This window comes from Rouxiella silvae, from assembly GCF_002093625.1.
Lineage (GTDB): Bacteria > Pseudomonadota > Gammaproteobacteria > Enterobacterales > Enterobacteriaceae > Rouxiella > Rouxiella silvae.
In genome coordinates this window covers 13,147-30,290 of record NZ_MRWD01000065.1, presented here as the reverse complement: position 1 = coordinate 30,290, position 17,144 = coordinate 13,147, and the positions used below count along the sequence as shown (strand labels likewise).

At 51.1% G+C, this 17,144-nt stretch carries 14 protein-coding genes and 2 pseudogenes; 8 read left to right on the top strand and 8 right to left on the bottom strand.

The window, feature by feature from the left end:
• Positions 1-542 (top strand): class I SAM-dependent methyltransferase (locus BS639_RS21005; RefSeq protein ID WP_139804165.1); only part of this gene is annotated, 542 nt, incomplete at its 5' end.
• 268 nt (positions 543-810) lie between these two features.
• Here the strand turns inward: BS639_RS21005 and BS639_RS21000 are convergent.
• Positions 811-1,623: pseudogene (locus tag BS639_RS21000) on the bottom strand (Tn3 family transposase); the annotation flags it as partial.
• Between the two features lie 275 nt (positions 1,624-1,898).
• On the opposite strand from BS639_RS21000, the gene BS639_RS20995 reads away from it, so the two are divergent.
• Positions 1,899-2,336: a VOC family protein gene (locus BS639_RS20995; RefSeq protein WP_084984234.1), complete on the top strand. Its 438-nt coding sequence runs from the start codon at positions 1,899-1,901 to the stop codon at positions 2,334-2,336.
• 149 nt (positions 2,337-2,485) lie between these two features.
• Here the strand turns inward: BS639_RS20995 and BS639_RS20990 are convergent.
• The 3 genes and pseudogenes from BS639_RS20990 to gabT all read right to left on the bottom strand — a co-directional run.
• A pseudogene (locus tag BS639_RS20990) lies at positions 2,486-3,106 on the bottom strand (IS3 family transposase); the annotation flags it as partial.
• A 449-nt stretch (positions 3,107-3,555) separates the two neighbouring features.
• Positions 3,556-4,968 carry a GABA permease gene (gabP, locus tag BS639_RS20980; protein ID WP_233427736.1) on the bottom strand — a complete coding sequence of 471 codons (1,413 nt, stop codon included), beginning with the start codon at positions 4,966-4,968 and terminating at the stop codon, positions 3,556-3,558.
• 95 nt (positions 4,969-5,063) lie between these two features.
• Positions 5,064-6,326, bottom strand: coding sequence for a 4-aminobutyrate--2-oxoglutarate transaminase (gabT, locus tag BS639_RS20975; RefSeq protein WP_084984232.1), 1,263 nt, complete (start codon positions 6,324-6,326; stop codon positions 5,064-5,066).
• A 109-nt stretch (positions 6,327-6,435) separates the two neighbouring features.
• Between gabT and pdxR the strand changes: the two genes are divergently transcribed.
• Positions 6,436-7,959 (top strand): MocR-like pyridoxine biosynthesis transcription factor PdxR, encoded by a 1,524-nt coding sequence (gene pdxR / locus BS639_RS20970; protein WP_173882122.1) that lies wholly within the window; start codon positions 6,436-6,438, stop codon positions 7,957-7,959.
• Between the two features lie 107 nt (positions 7,960-8,066).
• Here the strand turns inward: pdxR and BS639_RS20965 are convergent, their stop codons facing one another.
• Entirely contained in the window at positions 8,067-8,270 is a 204-nt protein-coding gene (locus BS639_RS20965; protein ID WP_055783682.1) for a DUF6434 domain-containing protein, read from the bottom strand.
• Positions 8,271-8,381: 111 nt separating this feature from the next.
• Here BS639_RS20965 and BS639_RS20960 point away from each other — a divergent pair, with 111 nt between their 5' ends.
• Positions 8,382-8,987 carry a glutathione S-transferase family protein gene (locus tag BS639_RS20960; protein ID WP_084984230.1) on the top strand — a complete coding sequence of 202 codons (606 nt, stop codon included), beginning with the start codon at positions 8,382-8,384 and terminating at the stop codon, positions 8,985-8,987.
• 36 nt (positions 8,988-9,023) lie between these two features.
• Here the strand turns inward: BS639_RS20960 and BS639_RS20955 are convergent, their stop codons facing one another.
• Positions 9,024-9,311: a transcriptional regulator gene (locus BS639_RS20955; protein WP_084984229.1), complete on the bottom strand. Its 288-nt coding sequence runs from the start codon at positions 9,309-9,311 to the stop codon at positions 9,024-9,026.
• A gap of 357 nt (positions 9,312-9,668) precedes the next feature.
• Here BS639_RS20955 and BS639_RS20950 point away from each other — a divergent pair, with 357 nt between their 5' ends.
• Complete coding sequence (locus tag BS639_RS20950; RefSeq protein WP_173882121.1) at positions 9,669-10,880, top strand: sugar transporter; 1,212 nt, start codon at positions 9,669-9,671, stop codon at positions 10,878-10,880.
• A gap of 93 nt (positions 10,881-10,973) precedes the next feature.
• Here BS639_RS20950 and BS639_RS20945 read toward each other — a convergent pair whose 3' ends face one another.
• On the bottom strand, positions 10,974-11,918 hold the full coding sequence (locus tag BS639_RS20945; protein ID WP_084984227.1) for a sugar-binding transcriptional regulator: 945 nt from the start codon (positions 11,916-11,918) through the stop codon (positions 10,974-10,976).
• Between the two features lie 213 nt (positions 11,919-12,131).
• Between BS639_RS20945 and dalD the strand changes: the two genes are divergently transcribed.
• The 3 genes from dalD to BS639_RS20930 all read left to right on the top strand — a co-directional run bounded on the left by dalD (position 12,132) and on the right by BS639_RS20930 (position 16,381).
• On the top strand, positions 12,132-13,529 hold the full coding sequence (gene dalD / locus BS639_RS20940) for a D-arabinitol 4-dehydrogenase (protein WP_084984226.1): 1,398 nt from the start codon (positions 12,132-12,134) through the stop codon (positions 13,527-13,529).
• A 12-nt stretch (positions 13,530-13,541) separates the two neighbouring features.
• Positions 13,542-15,002: a xylulokinase gene (gene xylB / locus BS639_RS20935; protein WP_084984225.1), complete on the top strand. Its 1,461-nt coding sequence runs from the start codon at positions 13,542-13,544 to the stop codon at positions 15,000-15,002.
• Positions 15,003-15,100: 98 nt separating this feature from the next.
• A complete protein-coding gene (locus BS639_RS20930) occupies positions 15,101-16,381 on the top strand; it encodes an MFS transporter (protein WP_084984224.1) in 1,281 nt (426 codons plus the stop codon).
• Here the strand turns inward: BS639_RS20930 and BS639_RS20925 are convergent.
• On the bottom strand, positions 16,370-17,044 hold the full coding sequence (locus tag BS639_RS20925; RefSeq protein WP_084984223.1) for a hypothetical protein: 675 nt from the start codon (positions 17,042-17,044) through the stop codon (positions 16,370-16,372). The two genes, BS639_RS20930 and BS639_RS20925, sit on opposite strands and share 12 nt — an antisense overlap.
• Between the last annotated feature and the right edge of the window lie 100 nt (positions 17,045-17,144).

The window sequence follows — 17,144 nt, the reverse complement described above, 5'->3', positions numbered from 1 at the left end:
AGTTATTATCTGACGCCTTAAACTGTTCTTTGACTGCAACAGATATAAGCCCCGTTGCAATTAACATGGCTAAAAATAATCATTTTGATAAAAAAATTAATTTTGATGTGGCGGATTTCAACCATTTGCCTTACAACAGCAATAGCCTGGATATTCTAGTTGGTCTGGATTGCGTTCAGCACGCTAGTAACTATAATCAACTCAGCAAAGAACTTTCAAGAGTTATGAAACCTGGTGGACGGATGGCCTTCACTAACTGGATGAAAACATATCCAGATAGCAAGCTTGTAAAGGTCGATCCATTATGCGTAGCATTGACTGAAAGCGGTTTTGTTATTGACGGTTTTTATAATTTCGATGAAGAATTAAAGAGACAGTTTAAATTTTATGATTTAATATATTTAAATAGGGCATTATTCCAGAAGGTGATGGGGGAGTCTCTTTATACTTCACTTATGAATGAAGCGTGCCACCTTTATCAGTTTAATGGGACTGTTTCTCACTATGCTTTTTCTGTTCATAAAATAATTTATCCCGTATAGGAATAAATTAAGTTTACTATTTATGTGTGGAACATTGAGTCCCATAGTTCAACCACCATGTGGTTTACGATGACTGATTAATAATAACATGTACGGCCTGATAGAGAATATAACGGAAATAATGGCTCCAACGGAGCTGTGGGCATTTTCGAAAGGCATCTGGCGGTGTAGTCAGGAGATGGTAGCTTTAGGGGTCTGACGCTCAGTGGAACGAAAACTCACGTAAGCAACGTTTTCTGCTTCTGACGCCTCTTTTAATGGTCTCAGATGTCCTTTGGTCACCAGTTCTGCCAGCCACAAAGATAGAGTCCCTCAGCGTCCCCGGTATAACGATGCCATGAAAGCCGGAATACTGATCGGACACAAAGTTGTACCAGGTGATCCCTCTGTTATTACCAAAGTATCTGCGGTTTGGTCCGGCATTGATTGTTCTGACCGGCGTAACAAAGCGCATTCCATCTGCAGATGCCACTTATCCTCCACCCCATATCTGTGCCAGTGGCAGCGTTGCCTGAAAATCAACCAGTCTGGCATTAGCACTGGTGATAGTTTCAGCCCGCAGATAGTTCGCTTTTGTCCAGTTCAGCCGGTGTCGGGTCAGTGCAGGAACATTTGATCTGATTAGTGGTTCCAGACCGATATTACAGGCTTCAGCCATCATCACGGCGCTGATGCTGACAGGCAGATCATCAACTCTGGCACTGGCTTCACTGGCGTGGAAAAACTCATCAGCAAATCCGGTATGGGCGTTAATTTCGAGCAGCAACTCCGTTAAATCTACCGGAGGGAGCAGATCACTGACCATTTTGCTCAGTCGTTTCAGACTGTCCGGCTCATCAAGACTGGCGAGGGGAGAAATTGTCAACCGGGGCTTCGGGCCAGAAACATCGAGTTCGAGAGCCTCATTTTCGCCAAGACGTGCAGCAACCTGTCTGTAACGACTATCAAGCTGATGACCCAGAGATTTTATTGCTTCCTGCGGGTCTGTCGGGTGCCCCAAAGAACGATAAACCTTAATCCGGTTTGCCTGCCAGTCAGCACCCTGTAGTAATCTTGCACGGGGATCTCCCCACCGGTTACTGCCGGTAGCCCTTCTCAGTTTAGCCGTGAATGTAGACGTTTGTTTGGGCGTCCCCCTCATGAGGATGGAAAATATCTTAGAGACCTCGACGCTTTAGATCACATTAAAACTCTTTGAGGCTGATGCCGTTGACCTGCTCCCCCTTGATTAACTAACTTTACTGTTCGTAATGTCCGCTTTTGGCTGTGAGTTCAACGGGTCGATATTAGACGTGGTGATTCAGTTAGTCATAGTATAAATTTAAGAGCCAATTTCAGACAATTAGGTAAGCAGGCATGTCGCAGAATTTAGCAGGAATTGAAGTCTTGTTTATCGCTGGGGTTGGCCCCATCTCGCAGAATACTGAATCCAGCTCCGAATTTTATGTGCAGGTACTCGGTCTACCGCTTAAGCCAATGGAGGGTAACTGCGATTACCTGCTTTCGGAAGAAAGTATGCTGAAGGGCGTTAAGCATTTTGCCGTCTGGCCGTTATCACAGGCCGCAAATTCATGTTTTGGCGCTGACCAGTGGCCAACCGAATACCCAATTCCGCAGGGATGGATTGAATATGAGGTACAGGATCTCGATTCAGCTACCCGCATTTTGAGCGAGAAGGGTTATCGCCTGTTGGTGGCTAACCGCATGGAGCCTTGGGGGCAAACAGTTACTCGTCTGCTTAGCCCTGAAGGGTTGCTCACAGGACTTACGATAACCCCATGGCTACGTGGGTAAACAATGTCCCAGACTAACACGTGACGCTGAAGGTCTGCTGAGAGCGAAGATCGGACAGCTACAAGACTGACTTAATCAGCACTGAGTCAGGAAATGATGCATATCTTCGCCACTGGCCAGCCTGATCTGGCCTTGGGGACGTGTAGTGGTCAAGCAAAACTGGCCACGGCTTTAGAGTTTTTCCAGAACAATCTCTCTGATTCATTTGGCGTCAAACCACCATTATATTAGTGAGGTCTGAGCTGGCTGTAATATCTCGTTATGTAATTCGTTATCGCTGTCCTGGCTTCGCTAAAATTAACGTATCCATTATCCGGTACCCACTCCGTTTTCAGACTTCTAAAAAAACGTTCCATGGGGCTGTTATCCCAGCAACTCCCTCTGCGACTCAGGCTTTGCTTTATCTGATGTCGCCACAGTAACTGTCTGAAATTCCAGCTGGTATAGTGGCTGCCTTGATCCGAGTGATAAAGCAAATTAGCGGGCTTTCCTCGCGCTTCCCAGGCCATGGACAGCGCTTTACCTGTCAGTGCAGAGTCCGGGAAAATAGATCAAGCACAACGGCTAAATAAGCCCAGCGTTTACCCGCCCAGATATAAGTCACATCACTGCACCAGACCTTATTAGGCTCTGTTACGGGGAAACTGGCGTTCCAGATAATTGGGGATCTCTACGTGTTCCTTAGACGCCTTTTTATATTGATGACCAGGCTGCTGACAACTGATGAGATTAAGTTCTTTCATTAACTTTGTTGCCCGCCAACGGTGTAATGCTGATCGAGTACAAGCTGGGCAGCTTCGAGGCGAAACTCGGGGCTAAAATTGCGTCTGTTACGTGCGGTCATAATGTCACCTGTTTTGACTATGAGGCGATGATATCACCTCTATTCAGGTGGCTAAATTAACTATGCCACTACAGTTTCTCCTTTAGCTCTACCCAAAAAAACCGAAAAAGACGGCCTAGATTTGCTGGCCGATTATTTACACGGTTTCGCATTTTCCATCAGTTGTTGCCATGACGAGAGTATGATCAAAACTGAAATGATGAATGGGCCTTTGGCACTCATTTGTAATGCATTAAGATCCTCCCGAACCTACCCCCTTGGGTAATGGATTCAGGGAATAAAAGAAAGAACACAAAGGAATTTAGCTCACCGTCAGTCATTAGAGAAGCCCGCTTAAGGAAACTTAAGCGGGCTTCTTGCCAAGCGTATCCAGCGTTATGAACGCAGCGCCAATGCTTCCTCGTTCGCTTCCTCATTTTTACACGCCGAACGTTTGTGATGCACAATACGGCTGGTGACCAGTACGGCGAGCGTTAACAGACCAGTAGCAATGATTTCAGGACGGTGTTGCGGATTGAACAGCATCGCGATGAGTATTCCGACGATGAACGTCATGGTCGCCCACGTCAATCCTGGGAATAGCCACATGCGGTAGCTCAGTGTTTCGCCGCACGCCTCGCGTTTTTTTCGCAGCACCAAATGTGAGGCGGCAATCACCAGATAGACCAGCAAAGCAATGGCGCCTGAACTTGCGAGCAGGAATTCAAAGACTGCGGCGGGTGCCAGATAGTTACAAATCACCGCAAGAAATGCGGCAGCAGTCGAGGCGATAACGGCAACCCAAGGCGTACCGCTGCGCGTGGTGCGGGAAGCTGCGGCGGGTGCATCCTGACGACGTGATAGCGAATAAAGCATGCGAGATGCCGTGTAGAGTGCAGAGTTAAGGCAGCTACACACCGCTATCAGCACCACCACATCGACGATTTGGCGCGCATACGGAACATTCATCATTTCCATCGCGGTTTGATACGAACCCGCCTTCATCAGCGAGGGCGTATTCCAGGGTACCAGGGCAACCACGATGAAAATAGACAGCAGATAGAACAGCGTGATGCGCCAGATAACCGAATTGGTGGCTTGGGTGATCTGTTTTTTTGGCTCGCGCGATTCGGCGGCAGCGATAGTGACAATTTCGGTGCCCATAAATGAGAACATCGTCGTGAGAATGGCCGCCAGTACCGCACTGATACCGTTTGGCATAAAGCCCTGGGTAGCATAAAGATTTGAAATACCCTTGGTGCTGCTACCGGGCATGAGACCCATTATCGCCAGACTGCCCGCAATCAGGAAAGCGACAATAGCCACCACTTTCAGTAGTGCAAACCAAAACTCGAATTCACCGTAATTCTTCACGCTAAACAGATTGGTCACCGTCAGGAAAGTGGTGATCGCCAGCGTGTATTCCCAGATTTCAACCTGCGGGAACCAGCTGTGTAAAATCGTGCCTGCCGCGTTGGCTTCGAGCGGAATAACCAACACCCAGAACCACCAGTAAAGCCAGCCAATGGTGAAGCCAGCCCAGCGGCCCAATGATTTGTCGGCGTAGGAGGAGAAGGATCCAGAATCGGGTGAGGCAATCGCCATTTCAGCCAACATGCGCATAATTAATACCACCAGCGCACCGGCCGCGATGTAAGCCAGCAATACTGCGGGGCCCGCTTCAGCGATCGCATGGCCGGAACCGACAAACAGTCCGGCACCAATGACGCCGGCAATTGATAACATCCGTACATGACGCGGCTTTAGGCCTTGCGCCAGCACATCGGCATTCTGTGAACTCATTGTTATTCTCCAGATTGTCTCTCGGGTTGCGCACCCTACAACTCGGCGGCGGCAGGTGAGTCGCCCAGACCGCAGCGCGGGCTGGGCAAATTGAGGAAGGTCTATGAATCCTGATAGGGGTTCAATACACCGCTGAGGATGTCCAACGCCTTGCTGAACTGCGCATCAGGAATAGTGAGCGGATAGAGGAAACGGATCACGTTACCCTTTGGACCACAGGTCAACAGCAGCAAACCCTGTGCCATTGCCTGTTGCTGAATTGCCTGAGCCGTTTTCGCCTGTGAAAACTCCACGGCGACCATCGAGCCCAGTGCGCGGATATCAGTAATGGCGGAGCAGTTGGCACGCGCACTGCTTAGGAAATCGACCAACTGAGCGCCGAGTCGTATCGAACGTTCACAGAGCTGCTCTTCGTCGATAACATCAAGCACCGCATGCGCTGCCGCTATTGCCAGCGGGTTTCCAGCGTAAGTGCCACCAAGGCCACCGGGACCTGGTGCGTCCATGACCTCTGCACGACCACTTACCGCCGACAGCGGCATGCCGCCTGCCAGACTTTTTGCCATGGTGATCAAGTCGGGTTTGACATCGTAATGGTCCATCGCAAAGAGTTTTCCGGTGCGCGCGAAGCCCGTTTGCACTTCATCGGCAATCAGCAGAATACCGTGTTCATCGGCCAGATTACGTAGGTGAGTAAGGAACTCTGGCGGAGCAATGTGAAAGCCCCCCTCCCCCTGCACCGGCTCCAGCACAATCGCCGCCACGTCTTGCGGTGCAATATCCTGCGTGAAGATATCCTGCAGGCTGGCAAGAGCATCTTCAACGCTGATGCCGGTTACCCCATTCGGATAACGCGCATGCCAAACGGATGCGGGCATTGGACCAAAGTCACGTTTATAAGGCGCGACTTTACCTGTCATAGCCAGGGTCATGAAGGTGCGGCCGTGAAAGGCGTTGCCAAAAGTAATAATGCCGTGACGACGTGTTGCTGCGCGTGCCACTTTAACGGCATTCTCTACCGCTTCGGCACCGGTCGAAAAGAAGGCAGTTTTGGCTTTACCGGCAATAGGCACCACGCTGTTAATGCGTTCTGCCAACGCAACATAGCTCTCATAAGGCGTGACCTGAAATGCAGTATGCGTAAATTTATCTAACTGATCTACTATCGCCTTAACAATGCGTGGATGGCGATGGCCGGTGTTCAGCACCGCGATACCGCCTGCAAAGTCAATCCAGCTGTTACCCTCAACGTCACGAATCGTAGCGTTTTCTGCTTGTTCGACATACCACTGGCAAAGATTTCCGGTGCCGCGTGGGAGTGCGTCATCTTTGCGCTGTTGCAATTGGCTATTCTTACCATCCATAATTTTTCCTTAACAATAGGGGTCTTTACAAATCACGACAAACACGCTTATTTATCCCTGTGCTAAGGTTTGTTGCCAGAGCCACTTCTGTAGAAAAGGGGGGATCCAATTGCGGAGTTTGTACGCCGATCATGTATTAGGACGTTTGCAGTCTTTACCGGAAGGGACGTTGCAACAACGTCTGCTAACCTGTATGCAGGCTGCGATCGTTGAAGGGATATTTCCACGCGCCACGCGATTACCGGCTACGCGCGATTTGGCCCGCGAGCTGTCGGTATCTCGCAATACCGTTCTTAACGTCTATGAAAATTTGATGTCACAGGGTTACGTCACTGCGCGAACCGGAAGCGGCACCTGGGTAGCCGAGACGTTGCCGGAAAGGTGTTTAAATAGCCCGCGCAGTGACGATATCAGCCTGCCGCTCATCGCTAAAAGAGCCGCTATCTCCAAGCGTGGTGCATCGCTATTAGGGCACGCCAACGCCTCACCGTATCAATGGGGTGCCTTTGTGCCAGGAGCCCCTGATGTCACCCAGTTTCCACATAAACTTTTCAGCCAAATTCAAGCGCGGCTTAATCGAGAGCCTGATATAGACAGGCTGATCTACAGCAGTAATGGCGGTTGCCCGCATCTGCGTCAGGCGTTGGCAGAATATCTCAGCGTTGCACGTTCAGTTCGGGCGGATGCTGATCAAATCATCATCACCGAAGGCATTCATCAGGCCGTGGATTTGGTGACACGTGTGCTGTGCGATCCGGGCGATATGGCATGGATAGAAGAACCGGGTTATTGGGGGACACGTAATCTTTTGCGCATCAACGGGCTGAAAATTATGGCAATGTCAGTCGATGAACAGGGCATTGTCCCTGATCTACCGCCGCGAACCAGCGCGCCGAAAATGATTTTTGTTACGCCTTCACATCAATATCCTCTTGGCGTACATCTCAGCCTTGAACGGCGAAAACAGCTGCTAGATTTGGCGCGAAAACATAAAACCTGGCTAGTCGAAGATGACTATGACAGTGAATTTCGTTTTGCAGGTCAGCCCTTTCCCTCGCTGCAAGGTTTTGAACCTGACGCGCCGGTCATTTACATGGGCACCTTCAGTAAAACGCTCTATCCGGCACTGCGCCTTGGTTATCTGGTGGTGCCAAAAGCATTAGCGCAACCTCTGCGGGTGGCAGCGGCGGAGCTATATCGAGGTGGACACCTGCTGGTGCAGCGGGCGCTGGCAGAATTTATTCAAAAAGGACATTACGTAGCGCATATTCGCCGTATGCGTAAACTCTACAGCCAGCGACGCCGTTTTTTGACCCGTTTGATTGAACGCTATTTAGGCGAGGATTTTATGCCGCGGGTTAATCATGAAGCAGGGTTGCATCTGGTCATAAATCTCCCTGCGGGCTGTGACGATGTGGCTGTTGCCGCTCTGGCACTTCAGCGTGGCGTTAAAGTACGGCCTTTGTCGCAATATTATATGCATCAGCAAGAGCGACGCGGACTGCTGTTAGGCTACGCCTGCGTGGATGAACGCCAGTGCCAGGATGCGTTCGGCGTGCTTAGGGCGTGTTTGATTCAATTGGAGATCGTCGGCCGCTCGGAAAGTCTGAACTCGCGTGCCTGCGGTGAATGAATCAAATACTGCGATAGAAAATTCTCGACGCCTAACAGCACGACAACAATCCCTATTTGCCTAAGGATGCGCCTTGCAGGCGTTGAGACGACAGTTTAGATAGCCCCTCACTGCCTGCGCTTCCATTCCTCTACCACATCACCCAAGGTTTTTTGAGTATCATTTTTTATCCAGGCCATAAAATCACGATCGAACCGAAAGCTCTCCCCGCATTGCTCAACCAGGAAGCGACGCACGTTCTGTGTGTTTTTATAATTTTTATCCACGATCGTCGCACGAGTAAGAACTGCACTGTGCCAGTCTAGCTCCATCGTTCCGGCTCCTCAGTAATAAAGTTAAATTCGAGTATAACGTGTTCCCTTGTACTTTTAGATTTGTTCGCAATACTATCAACTTAACTTTTACAGCAGGCAGGAGAGCCAATGAAATTGTACGGTATGCTGGATTCACCCTACGTTCGTCGCGTGGCCGTTTCGCTTGAACTTTATGGCGTGAAGTTTGAACATCGTCCGTTGTCGGTGTTTACTCATTTTGACGAATTCATCAAAATCAACCCGGTCGTAAAAGCACCGACCTTAGAGTTGGAAAATGGTCAACGTTTAATGGAGTCAACGCTGATTATTGACTTCTTCGAAACGCTGGCGGCGCCCGAGCATAAGCTTCTGCCACAAGGTGCAGAGAGGTTGGCCGAAGATTTACAGCTTTTAGGACTGGCGCTGGCGGCCAGCGAAAAAGCGGTGCAGTTCGTTTATGAACACAAGCTGCGGCCCGATGAAAAACAGCATCAGCCTTGGGTTGATCGCGTTACCCAGCAGCTACTGGCCGCCTGTAAAGGTTGGGATTCTGCCCTAGCGGCAAGGAAGGCATCCGAGCGCATCGACCAAGTTTCAGTGACCACCGCCGTGGTGTGGAGCTTTATCCAGTCGAAAATCCCGCAAGTGTTTGCCGACTATGACTTCCCGCATATCGTAAAGCTCACAGAGCAAATTGAAGCACTGCCGGCGTTGCAGAAATACCCTTATCGTTGAAGCGTACAGCGGATGTGCAATTTACACCGTAAAACCCTAGTGAGTGCCGTCTGGAAGGTCGACCTCAAGCCGAGGCTTTCCTGCTGCTGCCTCAATGTGGCGTTTCAGGGAAGACATTTTGAGGTTCATGCCAGGCTTTTCCATGCCCGCTTCGGTGGGCTGTTTAATGCCTACAGCCAGTGCCATTTCAACCTGCGTTTTCTGCACCCGCTCACGCAGCTCACCATGATTAATGCTGATTAGAATTTCTTCTGCGCCAGCCTGCGCTTTTGCGACAACGTCCGATTTCTCTTTCGCCAACATCTCTTCAAGTGTTTTACCCATAACAACCGCTCCTAATGAAGGTTTTTTTAGGCGTGTCATGGACTCAATGTCTGCAATTTATCGGCATAGGGTCTGGAATAGGTATTCCAGAAAAGCGCACTCACGCGTATCGTTGAGGCAAACTCATCAAGGCAGTTGATGCAACGAGGTAAGAAATGAACGACAAAGGCGCGGTCCGAAGCGTAAAATAAATTGAAAATGTGCGTTAGATCACGTTTTTATCTGCTACGCTCTAGGCCTTATCGCGCTTTTCCCGATAAGAAAAGCACACTAGTCTGGTTGCAAAATCTTCGCAGAGTTCAGCCTCGTGGCTTGGGTTCAAATTACTGCTTATCCCTTTTTCTTGGTTTTTAATTTATGCAAACAACGATGTCTTCTCGCTCACAGGGTTGGTTCAGAGTACTGAGTCTGACGCTGGCAGCATTTATCTTTAATACCACTGAATTTGTGCCCGTGGGTCTGTTGACGGATATTGCACAAAGCTTCTCAATGACCGCGGCACAGGCTGGCATAATGCTTACCGTCTATGCGTGGGTCGTCGGTCTGTTCTCGCTGCCGTTGATGCTGCTAACAGGCAAACTGGAACGTCGCAAGCTGCTCATCGGCCTCTTTGTAGTGTTCATAGCCAGCCATATTCTCTCCGGCTTTGCCTGGAGTTTTATGACGTTGATGATTTCGCGTGTGGGCATAGCGTTGTCGCACGCCATTTTCTGGTCGATCACCGCGTCGTTGGCGCTGCGCGTTGCGCCTCCGGGCAAAAAAGCGCAGGCGCTGGGTTTGTTGACTACCGGTACTGCGCTGGCAATGGTGCTGGGATTACCGCTGGGCCGCGTCATTGGGCAGCTTCTTGGCTGGCGCAGTACGTTCCTTATTATCGGTGCCGTTGCCCTGGTCACGCTGATCCTGCTGGCAAAACTGCTGCCGCCGCTGCCAAGCAACAATTCTGGCTCGTTGAAAAGCGTGCCAGAACTGTTTAAACGCCCGGCTTTGATGCTGATGTACCTGCTTACGGTGATCGTTTTTGCCGCGCACTATACTGCGTACAGCTACATTGAGCCATTCCTGCAGAAAGTGTCCGGGATCGGTGCAAACTTCACCACGCTGTTGCTGCTGCTGTTTGGATTGGCGGGCATCGTGGGCAGCTACATCTTTACCCGGCTGAATCACAAGTTTCCGTCAGGCGTGCTTATTAGCGCCGTAGCGGTGCTGTTCCTGAGTCTGGTACTGCTGCTGCCGCTGTCGTTTAACACCAACAGCCTGGTGATATTGTCGCTCTTCTGGGGCATGGCGATGACCATGATTGGCCTGAGTCTACAGGTTAAGGTGTTGTCGATGGCCTCGGATGCTACCGACGTCGCCATGTCGCTGCTGTCGGGCATTATTAATATCGCGATTGGCGGCGGTGCTCTGCTGGGGAGTCAGGTGAGTATCTACCTGAATATGTCGGACGTGGGCTTCGTCGGTGGCGCCTTCGCCCTTGTAGGTCTTGGCGTTGCTATTTACACTCTGCGCCGCTACGGCAAGCAGTTTGCCGACTCGGCAATGACCGAAGGCAGCGTCCTGCACTGATTCATTCTGCTTTACTCGGGCAGTGTGGCGGTAACAATACGCCACACTGCCTAGGTACGCGGCGTTTTAGTTGCTCGTATTTCAACCGTGCCGTTATTCCAAAATTGCCATCGCGCTCAGTTCGTCAGTGACCAATCCGCTAATCCAGCCGCCTTTAAGCGCCGCGCGTATCGCACGATGCTTCTCCTCCCCGCCCGCCAGAGCAATAACCGGTTTATCCGGCTTTGACACCAAGCTTACGCTGGTCAAACGCGCGTTAAGCTCACTGTCGATTCGCTGCCCGTCCGCCCCCATGAAGTGCCCGACCATTTCGCCCACCGCGCCGGAAGCGGTGAGTTTTTCAATCTGCTCCAAAGTGAGAAAGCCATCCTGATGCAGCGGACAGTCGGCCGCAATAGTGCCAATGCCGGTAAAAGTCACGTCTGCCTGACTGGCTTTCTCACTCACGGTGCGATAGATACGATGATTACACCAGCTTTCACGATCCTGTTCACTGTCGGCGAACAGGGGGGCGGGCAAAATGAAATAGCGCCCCTGCGTTTTTTCGGCCATCAGCAGCGGAACATCGTAGCGAGTACAAGAGCCGTCGGCAGCAATGGCGCCTATTAAAGAAACGCTGCTGTGCTGCGGGCAGTTAACGTCGTCCAGTTCATCAATCGCGGCTTTCAAAGTGCGCCCGGAACCTACGCCGATAATGGTCGGCGGCTCACGGCGAATAAACTGTGCCATGACTTCTGCACCGGCTACCGCAATCGCGTGCAACAATCCCGTTTTACTCATTCCCTGCGCGGGAACCACTTGGCACAAGCTCAGGCCATAAGTCTCGCGAAGCTTTGCCTCGAGCGCCATACAGTGGCCGACCGAGTGTGAAATATGCACGCTGACAAGCCCGCTCTCGATGGCGCTGGCGACCAGTCTTTGTGCGACCTGCCGCGAAACACCTAACGCTTCGGCTATCTCATGTTGCGTCTGGCCGCCAACGTAATACATCCATGCTGCGCGCGCGGCCTGGTCCAGTTTTTTATCATTTTTGCTCATCGCTGACCTCCGCCCTCTCCGTATTGATTCCGCATTTTATCGGCATTCATCATTTCAAGTGATGTGTTTTCACGGAAAGATAACAATATTGTGAGTTAAAGCCCATTTAACGGGCAAAAGTTCATTTATGCTAACCGCAATTGAGCAAAAGCCCAAGCAAAGAGCTAAAGCCCTTACATTAACCTTATCACCATTACCCTCACGGAGCAGACTATGAATCACTCTCAGCCCCAACAATCCGCAGTATGGCTGCATATTGGCGCAGGATCCTTTCACCGCGCGCATCAGGCATGGTATCTGCACCGCCTGATAAAGGCGGGTGATGAGCAATGGTCGATTGCGCTGGGAAATATTCGTGACGATGCCACCCCGCTGCTAAACACGCTTGCGGCTCAACAGGGTGAATACGTGCTCGAAACGGTGACCCCGGCCGGTGAACGCCATTATGAAACCATTAGCTCTATCAAAAAGATCATTCCTTGGGACGCAGAGCTGTCGCAGCTGATTGCCCAAGGTGAGAAGCCCGAGACGCGGGTCATCTCTTTTACCGTGACTGAAAGCGGCTATTACCTCAATAATCAGTTTAATCTTGACCAAACTAACCCCGATATTCGTGCCGACTTGCAGGGCGAGTGCCGCACTATTTACGGGGCAATTAGCCATATTTTACAACAGCGTAAACGCAGTAACGGCGGTCCGGTGACGTTGCTCAACTGCGACAATTTGCGCCACAATGGCAGCCGTTTTCATCAAGGATTATTGCAGTTTCTCGCACTGCGCCAACAGCCTGAGCTGCTGAAATGGATAGCCGCCAATACGTCCTGCCCCAATACTATGGTCGACCGCATTACCCCGCGCCCTTCACCAGATGTAGCCGTACGCGTTGAGCAATACATGGGCAAAGCGTCTCAGGCGCCGGTGATGGCCGAAGCGTTTATTCAGTGGGTAATTGAAGATAACTTTATTGCAGGACGACCTCGTCTTGAGAAAGTCGGCGTCGAGATGGTTGAATCTGTCCTGCCTTATGAAGAAGCAAAAATTCGCATCCTCAACGCCAGTCATAGCTGCATTGCCTGGGCAGGAACCTTGGTAGGGCAGCAATACATTCATGAAAGCACGCAGACCGAGGCGATTAAAAAGATTGCCTACCGCTATGTCACCGAGGATGTCATCCCCTGCCTTTCACCAAGCCCGCTTAACCTAAAAGAGTATCGTGACGTGGTGCTCGATCGCTTCAGTAATTCCTATATTCAGGATACTAATCAGCGCGTTGCCGCCGACGGTTTTTCTAAAATCCCTGGGTTCATCACCCCTACTCTTATCGAGTGCTATCAGCGCGGTGAAACCCCCGAAGCCACCAGCCTGTTGCCCGCACTGTTCTTTGTATTTATGCACAAGTGGGCACTACAGCAGCTACCGTATGAATATCAGGATGGCATTGTAGACCCACAGGCCGTAAAACAGATGTTTGCGGCTAAAGACCCTGTCGCCGTTTATGCCCGCGACGGCAAACTCTTCGCCGAGCTGGCTGAAAAACCCGAATTCGAGGCCCTGCTGCGCCGTTCTATTGCCAGCGTTTATCAGTGGCTTGATTCTGTAAATGCAGGCTAACAGGAGCATGACATGTATTTAGGACTGGATTTAGGCACTTCCGAAATCAAAGCGCTGGTGATTGATCATCAGGGCAAGGTGCTGGCCAGTGCCGGTGAAGCACTTGAGGTTCAACGCCCGCATCCGCACTGGTCTGAGCAACATCCTGCACAATGGTGGCAAGCCACACAAAACGTGGTCACAAAACTGCGGGAGAAACTGCCGCGCGAATGGCCGGAAATTAGCGCCATTGGCCTGTCCGGGCAGATGCACGGCGCAGTGCTGTTAGGCCGTGAAGGTGACGTACTGCGCCCTGCCATTTTATGGAATGACACACGCAGCGCCAAAGAGTGCCAGCAGTTGACGCACAGCGCGCCGGAGCTGCATCAAATTACGGGTAATTTGGCGATGCCGGGCTTCACTGCCCCAAAACTGCTGTGGGTGGCGCGCTTTGAACCCGATATTTTTAGTCAAATAGCCACGGTGCTGCTGCCGAAAGACTATCTGCGCTGGAAAATGAGCGGCGATAAAGTATCGGACATGTCGGACGCCGCCGGTACGCTGTGGCTCGATGTCGCCAAACGTGACTGGTCGGATACGCTGCTCGACGCCTGCGGCCTGACCCGCGATCAGATGCCGCGTCTGATTGAGGGCAGCGAGGCTTCAGGCTATCTCAACCGCGATATTGCCCGCGCTTGGGGGTTAAAAAACCAGGTCATAATCGCAGGCGGAGGCGGTGATAATGCAGCCAGCGCGATCGGTATCGGTGCCGTTGAGCCCGGCGATGCCTTTATCTCACTCGGCACCTCGGGCGTGCTTTTTGCCGTAAACGAAAAATTCAGTCCTAATCCGCAATCGGCGGTACACGCCTTCTGCCATGCGCTGCCCCAGCGCTGGCACCAGATGAGCGTAATGCTGACCGCGGCCAGTGCGCTGCGTTGGTACTGTCAGCTGATCGGCAGCAACGAAACTACCCTACTGGCTGAAATCGCTCAGCTCACCCAGGCTGAAAAACGGCAGGCTCCGCTGTTTTTACCTTACCTCTCCGGTGAGCGAACGCCGCACAATGACCCCGATGCGGTCGGTGCTTTTCACGGCATGACCCACAGCACGCAGCGGGCTTCGCTAGGCTATGCCGTACTCGAGGGCGTGGCTTTTGGCATGGCGGACGGCCTCAGCGTACTCAAAGAATCAGGCACCGAGCTGTCGAGATGTTCTCTGGTTGGCGGCGGTGCACGCAGCAATGAGTGGGCACAACTGATTGCCGATGTGCTTAATCTGACCATCACGACCCATCAGGGCGGAGAAGCCGGTGGCGCATTGGGCGCGGCACGGCTGGGCTGGCTGGCCGTCGGAGGTGAAGTTAAAGAAGTGTGCCGCAAGCCTGAAGTAAAACAAACCTTTCTGGCAGATTCTGCACGTCACCAGGTATTGCAGGTACGTCTGGCAACCTGGCGAAAGCTCTATCAACAACAGCGGGAGCTGCGGCGATAACCGCCTAATATCTAGATAACGTCAGGGCATTCTACGCCCCGTTTACCTCGAACTTCATCGACAACTGAGGGAGCAGCACTCCCTCAGAGGAGCATGCTATGCAAAAAAAACAGGCCCACTGGTTTGGCTTACCGCTTAATTTACTGTGGGGATACATCGCTATCGCCGTGTTTATGAGCGGTGACGGCTTTGAAATGGCATTTCTGTCAAAACACATCACCGACATGGGGTTTACCCCCGCCGAGTCAGCGCTGGTGTTCACCGTTTATGGTCTGGCCGCGGCAGTGGCGGCATGGAGTTCCGGCGTAGTGGCTGAAATTATTACGCCACAGAAGGCCATGCGCATTGGCTTTATATTGTGGATAGTCATGCACATCCTGTTTATGCTGTTTGGTTTAGGCATGAAAAATTACCCACTGATGTTGCTGTTTTATGGTATTCGCGGTTTGGCATATCCCCTGTTTATCTACTCGTTCGTAATGCTGGTGGTGCAAACGGTCCCCAAGCAACAGCTCTCATCAGCAATGGGCTGGTTCTGGGCCATGTACTCGATTGGTATCGGCTGTATCGGCAGTTATTTGCCCAGTTTTACTATCCCGATGTTTGGCGAAACCGGCACGCTGTGGTTCGCGATTGCCTGGGTCGGCGTGGGCGGGATCATGGCCCTGACGCTGCTGCGCAACGTGGGCACCGTCAGTGAAAAAGCGAACCTGACGCCGAGGGAAAAGCTCACCGAGCTTTCGCGTGCAGTGACCATTCTCTTTACCAACAAGCATATCTTTATGTCGTGTATGATCCGTATCATCAACACCATTTCGCTCTTTGGTTTCGCGGTAATCATGCCGATGCTGTTTGTTGGCCGCCTTGGATTTAGCATGTCGGAGTGGCTGCAGATTTGGGCAGTGTTCTTTTTCGTGACTATTTTCACCAACATCATGTGGGGCATTCTTGGCGAAAAAATTGGCTGGTTGCGTCAGGTGCGCTGGTTTGGCTGTATCGGTTGCGCTATCTCCAGTCTGGCGTTTTACTATCTGCCGATGCATTTTGGTCACAACTTTTGGATGGCATTGGTACCCGCCGTTATGCTCGGCATCACCGTGGCAGCGTTTGTGCCGATGACAGCCGTGTTTCCGGTTCTTGAGCCAAAGCATAAAGGCGCAGCCATTTCGATTTATAATCTTTCAGCAGGTCTAAGCAACTTTGTCGCGCCCGCCATTGCTTCAATGGTGCTGCCGTTCTTCGACATTGTTGGCGTAGTGTGGGTTTACACAGGTCTTTATTTGCTGGCGGCGGTGTTAACGCTGCTGGTGAAAGTCGATCAACCTGGGCACCATAAAGTCCCCGCAGTTGCGGTTCAACAGGCTGAATCAACGCCATGACTCTGGTGCTTTCAACGCTTCCTGTTGGATAAAAGCATAAATAAAATGTCGTGCTGCCTGATTCAATGGCTCAAAATACGCCGGGTTATTGCGGGCTATATCGTGCACGACACGTTCATCATAAATCGGTATCTCCATAGCAAATGCTACGCATATCGTCCTGACTTCACGGCGAATATTAACAATTGGATGGGCTTGTTGACGCTCAATTTCTCTTACCATTACGTCCATCGCGTCATAAATGCCAAACCGTTCTGCCGCGGGTTTACTTAAAAAATTCGACGCGTTGTTTACATTAAAAGGGTGTAAATACACAGAAGCGCGGCATGGCCCGCTGTTGGAGGTTAAGTCTAAAGCCGCTAAATTTTCATGAGTGATATTATTGGACGCCAGTGTGGCTGTAGGTAAAGGTGGCTTTAATAATGGCTCTCTAGGCACAGTATAAGTGTGATATTGGTTTCCATTATGGACTGAGGGCGGTAAAAAAGGTGAAATTAACGGTTGGGGGACATCCGACGATGCTGAAACAATACCAGGTAGTTTGTCACTATTGGCAACTCGATTGATCACGGCCAGCCTAGTAGGCACCGCCGGTTCGTTAACGTTCTGAATAGAGGGACTTACTGGGCGTGTAGAACTCACGTTATTTAAGCGGTTATCCATTTTCACTCCTGAGCTTATTCTTTTCGAGTCACAATACCTGTACGATACGTACCCCGATTAATTTTGATTCTATTAAATTTCAATCATTACTCTATTTTTT